General features: G+C 78.8%; 12 protein-coding genes. 1 reads left to right on the top strand and 11 read right to left on the bottom strand.

Annotation, left to right across the window (positions count from 1 at the left end):
- Positions 1 to 31 precede the first annotated feature (31 nt).
- The 3 genes from ribD to WDV85_RS06025 form a co-directional block, all read right to left on the bottom strand.
- A complete protein-coding gene (gene ribD / locus WDV85_RS06035; RefSeq protein WP_445263239.1) occupies positions 32 to 1,123 on the bottom strand; it encodes a bifunctional diaminohydroxyphosphoribosylaminopyrimidine deaminase/5-amino-6-(5-phosphoribosylamino)uracil reductase RibD in 1,092 nt (363 codons plus the stop codon).
- Between the two features lie 38 nt (positions 1,124 to 1,161).
- Positions 1,162 to 2,811 (bottom strand): phosphoglucomutase (alpha-D-glucose-1,6-bisphosphate-dependent), encoded by a 1,650-nt coding sequence (gene pgm / locus WDV85_RS06030; RefSeq protein WP_339569782.1) that lies wholly within the window; start codon positions 2,809 to 2,811, stop codon positions 1,162 to 1,164.
- Positions 2,812 to 3,029: 218 nt separating this feature from the next.
- The gene (locus WDV85_RS06025; protein ID WP_339569781.1) at positions 3,030 to 3,689 is read right to left on the bottom strand and encodes an endonuclease; all 660 of its coding nucleotides are present in this window, start codon (positions 3,687 to 3,689) and stop codon (positions 3,030 to 3,032) included.
- Positions 3,690 to 3,828: 139 nt separating this feature from the next.
- On the opposite strand from WDV85_RS06025, the gene WDV85_RS06020 reads away from it, so the two are divergent.
- Complete coding sequence (locus tag WDV85_RS06020) at positions 3,829 to 4,863, top strand: zinc-dependent alcohol dehydrogenase family protein (RefSeq protein WP_339569780.1); 1,035 nt, start codon at positions 3,829 to 3,831, stop codon at positions 4,861 to 4,863.
- Positions 4,864 to 4,921: 58 nt separating this feature from the next.
- Here the strand turns inward: WDV85_RS06020 and WDV85_RS06015 are convergent, their stop codons facing one another.
- The 8 genes from WDV85_RS06015 to WDV85_RS05980 form a co-directional block, all read right to left on the bottom strand.
- The gene (locus WDV85_RS06015) at positions 4,922 to 5,437 is read right to left on the bottom strand and encodes a chemotaxis protein CheX (RefSeq protein ID WP_339569779.1); all 516 of its coding nucleotides are present in this window, start codon (positions 5,435 to 5,437) and stop codon (positions 4,922 to 4,924) included.
- Positions 5,434 to 5,859 carry a response regulator gene (locus tag WDV85_RS06010; protein ID WP_339569778.1) on the bottom strand — a complete coding sequence of 142 codons (426 nt, stop codon included), beginning with the start codon at positions 5,857 to 5,859 and terminating at the stop codon, positions 5,434 to 5,436. The genes WDV85_RS06015 and WDV85_RS06010 overlap by 4 nt, the downstream gene beginning before the upstream one ends.
- Complete coding sequence (locus WDV85_RS06005; RefSeq protein WP_339569777.1) at positions 5,856 to 7,331, bottom strand: CheR family methyltransferase; 1,476 nt, start codon at positions 7,329 to 7,331, stop codon at positions 5,856 to 5,858. Before WDV85_RS06005 ends, WDV85_RS06010 begins: the two co-directional genes overlap by 4 nt.
- Positions 7,328 to 8,776 carry a chemotaxis-specific protein-glutamate methyltransferase CheB gene (cheB, locus tag WDV85_RS06000; protein WP_339569776.1) on the bottom strand — a complete coding sequence of 483 codons (1,449 nt, stop codon included), beginning with the start codon at positions 8,774 to 8,776 and terminating at the stop codon, positions 7,328 to 7,330. Before cheB ends, WDV85_RS06005 begins: the two co-directional genes overlap by 4 nt.
- A gap of 59 nt (positions 8,777 to 8,835) precedes the next feature.
- Positions 8,836 to 9,840 (bottom strand): hypothetical protein, encoded by a 1,005-nt coding sequence (locus WDV85_RS05995; protein WP_339569775.1) that lies wholly within the window; start codon positions 9,838 to 9,840, stop codon positions 8,836 to 8,838.
- A gap of 115 nt (positions 9,841 to 9,955) precedes the next feature.
- The gene (locus WDV85_RS05990) at positions 9,956 to 10,129 is read right to left on the bottom strand and encodes a hypothetical protein (protein ID WP_339569774.1); all 174 of its coding nucleotides are present in this window, start codon (positions 10,127 to 10,129) and stop codon (positions 9,956 to 9,958) included.
- A complete protein-coding gene (locus tag WDV85_RS05985) occupies positions 10,126 to 10,557 on the bottom strand; it encodes a chemotaxis protein CheW (RefSeq protein ID WP_171204195.1) in 432 nt (143 codons plus the stop codon). The genes WDV85_RS05990 and WDV85_RS05985 overlap by 4 nt, the downstream gene beginning before the upstream one ends.
- A gap of 80 nt (positions 10,558 to 10,637) precedes the next feature.
- The gene (locus WDV85_RS05980) at positions 10,638 to 13,043 is read right to left on the bottom strand and encodes a chemotaxis protein CheW (protein WP_339569773.1); all 2,406 of its coding nucleotides are present in this window, start codon (positions 13,041 to 13,043) and stop codon (positions 10,638 to 10,640) included.
- Between the last annotated feature and the right edge of the window lie 77 nt (positions 13,044 to 13,120).

The following is a 13,120-nucleotide window of genomic DNA, read 5'->3' as shown; positions in this document are numbered from 1 at the left end:
GTCGGCCGCTGGGCCGCGCCGTCCGCAGCCCTCAGGGCTGCGGGAGCAGGTCGACCCGCAGGTCCGGCCCGACGCGCACGACGCCGGCCACCTCGAGGCGAGCGATCGTGTCCATCGAGGCGCCGGTCGACGCCGTCACGACGGCGGCGGTCCCCTGCCCGAGCAGGGCGGGCGCGAGGTAGGCGCGCACCCGGTCGACGAGGCCGGCGTCGAGGAAGGCGCCCGCGAGGCGCGGCCCGCCCTCGAGCATCACCGAGCGCACGCCACGAGCGTGGAGCGCGGCGAGCGCCCCCGGCAGGTCCACCCCGCCGGCCGGACCCCGACCGACGTCGGCGGCCGTGAGGACGACGCACTCCCCCGCCCCCGGCCCGCTCCCCGCGCGCACCGCGGCGCCGGCGGGCGTGCGCCCGTCGGCGTCGAGCACGACGCGCAGCGGCGCGCGGGCCGCGAGCGCCTCGTCGGCGACGGCGTCGCCGGTCGGCGGCAGGTCGCGGACCGTCAACGACGGGTCGTCGGCGAGCACGGTGCCGACGCCGACGACGACGGCGTCGCTGCGGGCGCGCAGCAGATGCGCGTCGGCGCGGGCCTGCGGCGAGGTGATCCAGCGGCTCGTCCCGTCGGCGGCGGCGCTGCGCCCGTCGAGCGTGGCGGCGAGCTTCCACGTGACGAGCGGCCGGCCCGTGCGCTGCGCGTGCAGCCAGGCCTCGTTGACCCGACGCGCCGCCTCCGCCTGCTCCGGGTCGGCGCGGACGACGTCGACCCCCGCCGCCGCGAGGGTGCGCGCGCCCCCGGCGGCGCGGGAGTCCGGGTCCGCGACGGCGAGCACGACGCGCGCGACGCCCGCGGCCAGCAACGCCTGCGAGCACGGCCCGGTGCGGCCGGTGTGGTCGCAGGGCTCGAGGGTGACGACCGCCGTCCCGCCGCGGGCGCGCGCCCCGGCCTCGCGCAGGGCGCCGACCTCGGCGTGCGGCCCCCCGGCGCGGGCGTGCCAGCCCTCCCCGACGACCTCGCCCGCGGCGTCGAGGACGACGCAGCCGACGACGGGGTTGGGGCTCGTGCCGCCCAGCCCGCGCGCGGCGAGGGCCACGGCCCGGGCCAGTGCCGCGCGCTCGGCGGCGCGCAGCCCTCCCGTCGCGCCGCCGAGCTCGTCGTCGCCCCCGGTCACCCCTTCAGCGCGGCGTCGACGACGCCGCGGGCCTCCTCGAGGACCTGGTCGAGGTGCTCCTCGCCGCGGAAGGACTCGGCGTAGATCTTGTAGACGTCCTCGGTGCCCGAGGGTCGGGCGGCGAACCAGGCGCTCTCCGTCGTCACCTTGAGCCCCCCGATCGCCGCGTGGTTGCCGGGCGCCTCGGTGAGCTTGGCGGTGATCGCCTCGCCGCCGACCTCGGAGGCGGTGACGGCCTCGGGCGACAGCTTCCCGAGCCGCGCCTTCTCCTCGCGGCCGGCCGGGGCGTCCACGCGCTTGTACGCCGACGCGCCGTACCGCTCGACCAGGTCGCCGTGCAGCTCGCTCGGCGAGCGGCCGGTGACGGCGCGGATCTCCGAGGCGAGCAGCGCCAGGAGGATCCCGTCCTTGTCCGTCGTCCAGACGGTGCCGTCCTTGCGGAGGAAGGAGGCGCCCGCGCTCTCCTCGCCGCCGAAGACGACCGACCCGTCGAGCAGCCCGTCGACGAAGAACTTGAAGCCCACCGGCACCTCGAGCAGACGGCGGCCCGCGCCGTCGACCACACGGTCGATGAGCGACGACGAGACGAGGGTCTTGCCGACGGCCGCCTCGCTCCCCCACCCGCGGTGCTCGAGCAGGTAGGAGATCGCGACGGCGAGGTAGTGGTTGGGGTTCATCAGCCCGGCGTCGGGCGTGACGACGCCGTGCCGGTCGGAGTCGGCGTCGTTGCCGGTGGCGACGTCGTAGCGGTCCTTCTGCTCGATCATCGAGGCCATCGCGTTGGGCGACGAGCAGTCCATGCGGATCTTGCCGTCGCCGTCGAGCGTCATGAAGGCCCACTGCGGGTCGACGGTGTCGTCGACGACCGTGAGGTCGAGGTCGTACGTGCGGCCGATCTCGGCCCAGTAGGCGACCGCCGCGCCGCCGAGCGGGTGGGCGCCGATGCGGACCCCCGCGTCGCGGATCGCGTCCATGTCGAGGACCGAGGACAGGTCGTCGACGTAGTGGCGCAGGAAGTCGTACTCCCCGACGCGCGCGCGGGCCTCCTCGAAGGGCACGCGCTGCACGCCGTCGAGCCCGGCCTCGAGGAGGGCGTTGGCGCGGTCGGCGATCCAGCCGGTGGCGTCCGAGCCCGCCGGGCCGCCGTGCGGCGGGTTGTACTTGAAGCCGCCGTCGCGCGGGGGGTTGTGCGACGGCGTGACGACGATGCCGTCCGCGTCGCCCTCGACGACCTCGTCGGCCGGGGCCGTGCCGCGGCCGTTGAGCCGCAGGACCGCGTGCGAGAGCGCCGGGGTCGGCGTGTACCCGTCGCGGCTGTCGACGAGGACGTCGACGCGGTTGGCCACGAGGACCTCGAGGGCCGAGCGCCACGCGGGCAGCGACAGGGCGTGGGTGTCGCGGGCGATGAGCAGCGGCCCCGTGGTGCCCTGCTGCGCGCGGTACTCGCAGATGGCCTGCGTGATGGCGAGGATGTGCTGCTCGTTGAAGGCGCCGTCGAGCGACGACCCCCGGTGCCCGGACGTCCCGAAGACGACGCGCTGCCCCGGGTCGGACGGGTCCGGCTGCCGGTCCGCGTACGCCGAGAGCAGGGCGTCGACGTCGACGAGGTCCTCGGGGCGGGCGGGCTGGCCTGCGCGCGGGTGCATGGGGGTCATGCAACTGCACCGGCCCGCACGGGCGCCACCGCTGGAGGCCGCCCGTCCCCGCGGCGCCCCGGCTGCTGGTCCCCGGCGGAGGGGTGGATGCGCGCACACCGACCTGCACGACGGGTCGTCGACGGGCGCCACAGGTCGCTGACCTGCGACGACGCTGCGCGACGCCCTGTCGTGCAGGTCGCTGTGCGCCGCACCGGCCGCCGGGCGGGCTACCGGGCCGCCGCGCGGACCTCGTCGGCGTCGTCGGCGAGCCCGCAGCGCACGAGCGCGGCGCCGACGACGGACAGGTCGTCGGTGCCGGCGAGCTCGGCCAGGCCGTCGGCGTCGTGCGGCAGGCCGAGCGCCCTCGCGGGGTCGGTGGCGCGCTCGTCGGCGAAGGGCCGCAGCTGCGGCCAGACCGCCTGCACCTCCCGGCAGAAGATGTCGACGCCGAGCGGGCCGATGCCCGTGAAGGCGCCCACCCCCTCGCGCAGGGCGGGCAGGCCACCGCCGCCGTCGCCGAAGGCCGCGTCGCGCAGGCGCCGCAGGTCGCCCGAGTGCTCCTCCTGCGCGCGCTCGGCCAGCTGCCCGAGCTGGCGGGCCGTCTGCTCCTTCCGCAGGTACTTCGCGTCGGCGAGCACCTGCCACCGCTCCTCGTCGCTCGCGCCGGCGAGCTTGTCCGCCGTCGTCAGGCCCGCCTCGCGCAGCGACCGCGCCGTCCGCACGCCCAGGTCGGCCTGGAGGTTCGCCGACAGCAGGGAGGACAGGACGAGCAGCTCGAAGAGCGGCGCCGGGGTGTCCTCCAGCCGGAGCCCCGACTCCTGCGCGTAGGTCGTGCCGTGGCGCTCGAGCAGGGCGTCGAGGACGGCGCGGCGGTCGGGCTTCGTCATGGCCCCGGCCTACCAGCGCCCGCCCGGCCCGGCACCCGGACGCCCGGCGCCCGAGGACGGCACGGGCGGCAGACTCCCCCCGGGCCCGTACGGGAGCCGGGCCGCCCAGGACGTCGACAGTGTGGGACGAGGAGGAGCCGTGCGCGCTGCGTACCTGCCGGGAGGCAGCCGGGTCGACCTGCGGGAGGTGCCCGACCCCGAGCCGGGCCACGGGCAGGTGCTCGTGGGGACGAGGGCCTCGACGATCTGCGGCAGCGACCTGCGGGCGATCTACCGCGAGCACCTCGGCGAGGGCCCGGAGGCCTACCAGGGCGTCGCCGGGGGCCACGAGCCCGCCGGGCGGGTGCTCGCCGTGGGCCCGGGCGTGGAGCGCGTCGCGGTCGGCGACCGCGTCGTCGTCTACCACATCAGCGGCTGCGGGCAGTGCGCCGAGTGCCGCCGCGGCTACCAGATCTCCTGCACCTCACCGGCGCGCGCGGCCTACGGGTGGCAGCGCGACGGCGGCCACGCCGACCTCCTGCTGGCCGAGGAGCGCGACCTGCTCGCGCTGCCCGAGCCGCTGACCTTCCTCGACGGCGCCGTGGTGGCCTGCGGCTTCGGCACCGCCTACGAGGCCGTGCGCCGCGCCGACGTCTCCGGCGCCGACCGCGTGCTCGTCACCGGGCTGGGCCCCGTCGGTCAGGCCGTGGGGCTGCTCGCGAAGGCCCTGGGCTCCCCGCTGGTCGTCGGCACCGACCCCAGCCCGCAGCGGCGTGCGCTGGCCCTCGAGCTCGGCGCCGTGGACGAGGCCGTCGCCGGGACCGACGCCGAGCTCACCGGGCTGCTGGGCGACGGCGCCGAGGTGGCCGTCGACTGCTCCGGCCACGGCAGCGGCCAGCTGACGGCGCTGCGCCACACCCGCCGGTGGGGCCGGGCCGCGCTCGTCGGCGAGGGCGGGCAGCTCACCGTCGACGTCAGCGAGGTGCTCATCCACCGCCAGCTGACCGTGCACGGCTCGTGGGTGACCTCGACCGTGCGCATGGGCGAGCTGCTGGACGACCTCGTGCGCTGGGACCTGCACCCCGAGCGCCTCGTCACCGCGACCTTCCCGCTCGAGGAGGCCGCCGAGGCCTACCGCACCGCCGACGCCGCCGCCGGCGGCAAGGTGGGCGTCGTCTGGCCCGACGAGGGCTGAGCCCGGCGCCGCCGCCCCTGCGGGCGGCGGCGCCGGTGGGCGGCGCGGGGCTCCCGGGTCAGCGGGAGACGAGCGCCAGCGAGAAGAGGGCGTCGTCGCCGCCGAGGGGCGCGTCGGGCCACGTCATCCCGACCGCGACGAGGAGCCCCGGCGCGGTCGGCGGGCCGTCGTGCGCCTCGACGACGTCGGTGCCGGGCAGCCCGAGCCGCCCGCCGGCGGCGCAGTGCGCCTTGACGGCGCCGCCGACGACGTTGGCGATCTCGGCGAGGACGTCGAGGGCGTCGGCCTCCCCGACGACCTCCTCGTCGTCCATGGCGAGCATCGCGCGGGCCCACCGCTCGGCGGCGAGGGGCGCGCAGCTGACGACGAGGTCGCCCTCCCAGGAGCCCTCGATCCCGATCGTCGATCGCAGGAGGCGGCTCCCGGCCGGGTGCCACCCCGCCTCGACGGGCGCGTCCTCGAGCTCCGGGTCGGCGGACACCGAGCGCCAGAGGTCGCCGACGAGGCCGACGAGGTCCTCCGCGGTGACGACGGGCGGGGCGTCGGGGCCGGTGACGACGGACGTCTCGCTCACGACCACGCACCCCCCGCCGCCGCGGGCTCGCCCACCGGGGCGGGCGCCAGGCCCAGCAGCTCGAGCTTGGCGAGCAGCGCCTCGGGCGTGAAGGGCTTGAAGAGGTACTCGTGCGCCCCGGCCGCGAGCGCCTTGACGACCTGCGACTGCTCGGACTCGCTCGTCACCATCATCAGCGCCATCGAGCGCAGCTCGCGCCGGCGCCGGACGGTCGTGACGAGCTGGAGACCGTCCATGACGGGCATGTTCCAGTCGATGCAGGCGATGTCGGGCACGTCGCCGCCGGCGGCGAGGTGGCGCTCCAGGACGTCGAGGGCCTCCTGGCCGTCACCCGCCTCGAGCACGTCCATCCCGGCACGGCGCAGGACCCCGCTGACGATGCGCCGCATCGCACGGGAGTCGTCCACCACGAGGGCGATCATCGGGTTCCTCCGCTGTCGGGTCGTGGGCCGCCGGGAGATGCGGTCCGGGGTCGTGCGCTGGTGGGGTGCGGTCGGGCGTCCGTCCGGGAGGCGGCCGCCGGTGGGTGCTGTGGCGCCGCCCGTGGTGGCGGGGCGGGCGGACGCCCGCCCGCGGGCGGTGCGAGCAGCCGGCGCGGCGAGCCGGGCACGACGGGCTGCGTCGGCGCGGGCCGGCTCCCGTCGGGTCCCGCCGGCCGGGAGCCGGCCGGGTTCGGGAAGGCGGAGCCGGGCAGCACCGTGCCGGCGCGCGACGGCGGCGCGACGGCGCCCGACCGGGTCGCCGGGACGCGCCCGGCAGCGAGCGGTGAGGCCGGCGCCGCCGGTGCGGCAGCGGTGCGCGGGGCGAGCGGGCGCGGGCGCGCCTCCCCGGCGGGCGTCCGGCGAGGCTCCGCGGCCCCCGGGCGGAGCGCCGAGGCCGGGACGGCCGGGGGGCGCGCCGGCGCGGGCAGCCGCAGCGGCGCCGGGGCCGGCGGGCGCGCGGCGAGCAGCGGGCCGGACACCGGGGCCGGCGCCGACGTCGGCACCGCACCGAGGCGTCCACCGCCGGCCGCGCCGGATCCGAGCGACGGGGAGCCGAGCGAGGAGGAGCCGACCGAGGAGGTCGCGCCGGCCGGGCGGTAGAGGGCGGCGCGGCTGCCCTCCACGCGGGTCCACGCCGAGGAGACCCCGAGGGTGGTCTCGGCCGCGCCGAGGACGAGGACGCCGTCCGGCGCGAGCACCTGGTGGATGCGGTCGAGCACCTGCTGCTTGGTCGCCGTGTCGAAGTAGATGAGGACGTTGCGGCAGAAGACCACGTCGAAGCGCCCGCGCTCGGTGAAGGGCCGGGCGAGGTTGAGCTCCGCGAAGCGGACGCACGAGCGCACCGGCTCGCGCACGCGCCACTGCAGCCCCGCCCGCTCGAGGTGGCGGGCGACCATGTCGGCCGGGAGGCCGCGGCCGACCTCCATCTGCGAGTAGGTGGCCGAGCGGGCGCGCTCGAGGGCGGTCCGGTCGACGTCGGTGGCGAGCACCTCGGTGCGGAAGCCGCGCAGCTCGGGGGCGTCCGCCAGGAGCATCGCGATCGTGTAGGGCTCCTGGCCGGTGGAGCAGGCGGCCGACCAGACCCGCAGCGACCGGCCGGGGCGGGCCGCCGCGAGCTCCGGGAGCAGCCGCTCGCGCAGGTACGTGAAGGGCTCGACGTCCCGGAACCACGACGTCTCGTTCGTCGTCATGGCCTCGACGAGCTCCCAGCGGTCGGCCGCGGAGCCGGCGCGCGCCCGCGCGACGTACGCGCCGACGTCGGCCAGCCCGGCGCGCCGCGCGAGCGGCAGCAGGCGGGAGGTGACGAGGTACTCCTTCGACGCGTCGAGGACGACGGCCGTCTCGGCGCGGACGACCTCGCACACCCACGCGAGGTCCGCCGGCGACAGCGACGGGGAGGCCGGCGCGCTCACCGGGCACCCCCCGCGAGGGCCGGTGCGCCGCGGCGGCAGGCGCTCGCGACGGCGCCGGCGACGGCGTCGAGGGGCAGCACGGCGTCGGCCAGCCCGGCGGACGCGACGGCGCCCGGCATCCCCCACACGACCGACGTCGCGGCGTCCTGGACGAGGACGGCGCCGCCCGCGCGGCGCACGTCGGCGCAGCCGTCGCGGCCGTCGCTGCCCATGCCCGTGAGGACGACGGCGAGGACGCCGGCGCCGTGGACGTCGACGCAGGAGCGGAGCATGACGTCGACGGCGGGCCGGCAGAAGTTCACGGGCGCCGCCTGGGAGAGCTGCACGACGACGTCGGCGCCGGCCCGGCGCAGGACGAGGTGGCGGTCCCCCGGCGCGACGAGGACGCGGCCCGGTCGGAGGTCGTCGCCGTCCTCGGCCTCGCGCACGGCGAGGGGTCCGAGGCGGTCGAGGCGGACCGCGAGCTGGCGGGTGAAGACGGGCGGCATGTGCTGGGTGACGACCACGGGCACGGGCAGGTCCGCGGGCAGGGCCTGCAGCAGCCGGGCGAGCGCCTCGGGACCGCCCGTGGAGCTGCCGACGGCGACGACGGCGGGCAGGCCGGCGCCGCGACGGCCCGGGACGGCGGCCGGGGAGGCCGCCGCCGGCGGGGAGGCGGCTGCGCCGACGGGCGCGGTCCGGGCCGGGGCGGGCGCGGCGGGGGCCGGCGGGCGGGCGGGCGAGCCGGGGCGCGGCGCGGGGACGGCCGGCTCACCGGGGACGCCGCGGCCGGTCGACGCCGACGGCCGGGACGGCGCGAGCGGTGCGGGCGCCGGCGCGGCGGGAGCGACGGGGCGCGCGGGCGCCGGGGCGTTGACCACCGGGGGGTGCAGCGCTGCGACGTGCACGACCGGGGGGCGGACGACGCCCGCCGGACCCGCCGACGGGGCGGGGGCGACGACGGGCGGGCGGACGGCGGCGGGGGCCAGCGGGGGCACGACGGGCCGTCCGACGTGGACGCTGCTCGCCGGGGCCCTCCCGGGCCCGCCCGCGACGGCGTGGCCCGCCAGGGCGCGGACGACGGGCACGAGGCCGTCGCGCACGCGCGCCAGCGCCTCGGCGGGCGAGGAGGCCCGCGACGGCTTGGGGAAGAAGTCGGTGGCCCCGGCCGCGAGGGCGCGCAGGGTGGCCTCGGCGCCGTCGTCCGTGGGGGTGCTCACCATGACGACGGGCGTCGCCCAGCCGCGACGGCGCAGCTCGCGCACCGCGCCGACGCCGTCGAGGGCCGGCATCTCGAGGTCCATGACGACGAGGTCGGGCGCCAGGCGCTCGACCTGCTCCAGGGCCTGCTCGCCGTCGCCGGCGGTGCCCACGACGTCGATGCCGCCAGCCGAGGTGAGCGCCCGCGCGACGAGGCGCCGCAGCACGGCGGCGTCGTCCACGACGAGGACACGGATCGGGGCCATGGCCTCCCATCGGCGCGTCGGTGCCCCGGCCTGAGCCGGTGGCGCCGCGCCCCACCCGCTCACCGCGCGCCCCCGCCGTGGCCGCGCCCCCGCGGGCGCGGCAGCCCGGCCGGCGCGGCGCCCGACGGGGCGCCCACAGCGCGCTCGAGGGGCTCGACGAGACGGCGGGCGGCGGGGCCGACGGCGCCGGCGCACAGGGCGTGCAGCGCACCGCTGAGGGTCGGCCAGGCCCCGGCGGCGGCCGCGGACGCGTCGAGGCCGGCGCGGCGCGCGACGACGACGGCCTCGAACTGGACGCACGCCGCCGCCTCCGTGAGGCCGGCGTGCTCGAGGGCCGCGGAGACGTCGTGGACGGCCCGGGCCCACGCCCCGGGCGCCTCCGCCGCACCGGCGCCGGACGAGCGGCGCAGCAGGGCCAGCCGCTCGGGGGGCGCGGCCGCGAGCCGGGCGAGGGCGTCCTCCACGCGGGCGGCCGCCGGCCCGAGGGGCACCGGGCTCGGCGGGGCGAGAGCGGCGGCCCGCGCGACGGCGTCGTCCGGCTCGACGGCGCCGGGCTCGGCGGGGGCGGGGCCGGGGGGCCCGTCCGGGGCGTGGTGGCCCGTCCAGGCCCGGACGAGCGCGTGCGCCACGACGTCGGACGCCGCGGCGCGCACGCGCGGGTCGAGGACGTCGGCGCCCTCGCCCGGCGGGTGCAGGGCGGTGGGCCGCTCCCAGCACTGCGGGACCACCCGCTCGCGCAGGAGCGCGAGGACGTCGGCGAGCCCGCCCACGGGGGCCCGCTCGAGCAGCGCCCGCGCCGCCGCGGAGTCCCCGGCCTGCAGCGCGACGCGCGCCAGCGCCGCGCCGTCCTCCCCGGGGGCGCGCTCCGCGTGACGGCGGGCGGCCTCCTCGGGCGTGCCGCCGGTGGCGGAGGTCGGCGCCGCGTCCGCGAGGGCGCGCACGTGCGCCGCACCGGCGCCGACGGCGTAGCGCAGCACCCGGGCGACCGACGGGCCGGAGGGGTGGCGCACGAGGTCGAAGGCGACGACCGGCGAGCTCACGAGGCCGTAGGGCACGTGCTCCACCTCCTCGGGCGTCGGTCGGGGCGCCGGCGCTCGGGCGTCGGTCGGGCGCCGGTCGGGTGTCGTCAGGACGTCGGTCGGGCGCCGGTGGTCGGGCGGCGGCGCGGCCGCGGCGAGGTCAGCGGCGGGCCCGCGGCGCCCCCGCGGTGGGCGGCGCCGGGGCGGTGGTGGCCGGGCGCGCCGAGGCCGCCCGCGACGCCTCGAGCGCGGCGTCGAGCTCGAGCAGCAGCAGGAGCTCCTCGCGCGCCGTCGGCGCGCTCGCGCCCTGCTCGGCCACGCCCTGGTGCGTCACGCCCGGCTGCCCAGCGCGACGGTGCGCGTCGCGTCGAGGGGCATGAGCAGGCGGTCGGGCAGCTGGCAGGCGCCGGTGATGAGGTCGGCCATCGGCCCGCTCAGGGTGTCCGGCGGCGGCTCCAGGTCGTCCTCGGAGACCTCGACGACGTCGCCGATGGAGTCCACGAGGAGGGCGACGACCTCGTCGCCGACCCGCACGACGAGGTCCGTCGTGGGCAGGCCCTCCTCCCGCGGGGGCAGCCCGAGGCGGCGGCGCAGGTCCACGGCCGTGACCACCTGCCCGCGCAGGTTGACGAGCCCGGCCACCTCCGGCGGCGCGAGCGGCACCCGGGTGAGCGCCTGCTCGGTGAGGACCTCCTGCACGCGCAGGACCTCGATGCCGTACAGGCCGTCGCCGAGGTGGAAGGTCACGTAGCTGACGGTCATGGGGGGCTCCCCTCCGGGCCGGTGGTGGGCTGCGGCGGGGCGCTCCGGCCCCCGGGTGGCGGCGTCCGCGCGCCGGCCGCTCACGCCCGCGCCCCCTCGTGGGCGTCACGCGGCGAGCGGGGCCGCGGCGGGGCGTACCCGCCGCCGCGGGGGGGCGTCTCGACCTCGTCGTAGAAGGTCGCGTCGGCGGCGAGGACGGCCTGGCGGACGTCGAGGAGCTCGACGATGTGCTCGTCGACGACGGCCGAGCCGGACAGGCCCGGGTCGCCGAGGTGGCTGACGCGCGCGCCGGCGGCCGGGGTGACGTCGAGGATCTCGTCGACCGCGAGCGCCACCGAGCGCCCGCCGACGGCGTGCACGACGAGCGGCACGGACTCCTCGCCGGAGGTCAGCTCCCCGAGGTGCTCGGCGAGCACGAGGACGGGCATGACCTCGCCGCGGTGCTGGACGGCCCAGCGGCGCCCGATGCGCTCGAGCCGCTCGCGCGGCACGTCCTCGAGGCGAGTGACGACCTCGAGCGGGATCGCCATGCGGCGCGAGCCCACGCGGACCAGCAGCAGCTGGGTGCTGTCGCCCGGGCCGGCGTCGAGCTCGCCGGCGCGCTCGTCGGCGCGCTCCTGCTCGCGGGCCGAGCGGGACAGCGCCTGGACGTCCAGGATGAGCGCGAGCCCGCCGTCGCCGAGGATCGTCGCGCCCGAGTAGTGGGGCAGGTCGCCCAGCAGCGCGCCGAGCGGCTTGACGACGATCTCCTGCGTCGCGAGGACGGCGTCGACGACGAGGCCGAAGCGGCGCCCGGCGGTCTCGAGGACGGCGACGACCGAGGACTCCCCCGGCTCCGGGCGGCCCAGCGCCAGGGCGTCGTGCAGGCGCACCAGCGGCAGCAGGTGCCCGCGCAGCCGGTGCACCTCGGCGTCGCCCACGTGCTCGGTGCCCCCGCCCCCGTCGCGGTCCAGGCCGACGAGCTCGCGGAGGCCGTTCTGGGGGATGGCGAAGCGCTGGCCGCCGCAGGAGACGACGAGGGCGGGGATGATCGCCAGGGTCAGGGGCACGCGCAGGCGCGTCGTGCTGCCGCGGCCCACGACCGACTCGAGCTCGATCGAGCCGCCGATGCGCTCGATGTTCGTGCGGACGACGTCCATGCCGACGCCGCGCCCGGACACGCTCGTCACCGCGGCGGCCGTCGAGAAGCCGGGCGTGAAGACGAGCCCGAGCACCTCCGTCGTCGACATCTTGCGCAGCGTCGCCTCGTCGACGAGCCCGCGCTCGAGGGCCCGGGCGCCGATGACCCGCGGGTCCATGCCGCGGCCGTCGTCGGAGACCTCGACGAGCACCTGCCCGCCCTCGTGGCGGGCGCGGAGGGTGACGAGGCCGACCGGGTCCTTGCGGGCGGACCGCCGGTCCTCCGGCGGCTCGAGGCCGTGGTCGACGGCGTTGCGGACGAGGTGGGTGAGCGGGTCCTTGACGGCCTCGAGGAGGGTGCGGTCGAGCTCGGTGTCGGCGCCCTCCATCTCGAGGCGGACCTGGCGGCCGAGCTGGGCGCCGAGGTCGCGGACGACGCGGGGGAGCTTCGACCAGACGTGGTCGATCGGCTGCATGCGGGTCTGCATGACGCCCTGCTGCAGCTCGCCGGCGACGAGGTCGAGGCGGTGCGCCGCGCGGAGCATCTCGGCGTCGCCGGAGCTCGACGCGCGCTCGAGCACCTGGTTCCGGGTGAGGACGAGCTCGCCGACCATCGACATCAGCTGCTCGAGCAGCTCGACGTCGACGCGGACGCTCGCCTCGCCGCTGCGGCGGGCCGGGGCCGGCTCCTCCGCACCCGCGGGGGCGCCGCCCGTCGGGCCGCCGGCGGGCCGGTCCGCCCCGGGCGCGTCGAGGACCGGGTCCGGCACGAGGGCCGGGACGGGGAGGCCGGCCGGGGGCTCGACCGGCGCCACCGCCGCGGGGGCGGCCGGAGCCGTGGCCGCGGGGGGCACCGGGGCGGGCGCGACCTCGGGCGCCGGGGCGGCGGACGGAGCGGGGGCGGGCGCGGCCTCTGCGGCGTGCGCCTCAGGAGCGGGCGGCGCCGCGGCGGCGGCCGGGGCCGGTGCGCCCTCGAGCTCGGCCGTGATCTCGGCGAGCACGCCGGTGAGGTCGGCGCCGGCGTCGGAGCCGGTGGCCTCGATGCGCCCGAGGAGCCCGCGGACGGCGTCGACCATGTGCAGGAGCACCGTGACGGTCTGCGGCGTGGCGACGGCGCGGCCGTCGCGCAGGCGCGCCAGCAGGGTCTCGCCCACGTGCGCGAGGCGCTCGAGGTCGGAGAAGGCGAGGAACCCGCTCGTGCCCTTGATGGTGTGGATGGTGCGGAAGATGCCGGCGAGGAGCTGGCGGGAGGAGGGGTCGGCCTCGAGCGCGACCAGCTGCTGGTCGAGCTCGTCGAGGTTCTCCTCGGACTCGACGAGGAACTCGCCGACGATCTCGTCCATGCCCTCGAGTGCGCCGTCGTCCATGCCGCTCCTAGCTCGCTCGCTCCGGCGCGCCGGCGGCGCGCTCTCCTGCTGTCGGTCGCCGGGCCCCCGACCTGGAG

Source organism: Pseudokineococcus sp. 5B2Z-1 (genome assembly GCF_037482305.1).
Taxonomy (GTDB): Bacteria; Actinomycetota; Actinomycetes; order Actinomycetales; family Quadrisphaeraceae; genus Pseudokineococcus.
The sequence above is the reverse complement of the archived record's forward strand: the minus strand, read 5'-3'. Positions and strand labels throughout refer to the sequence as shown.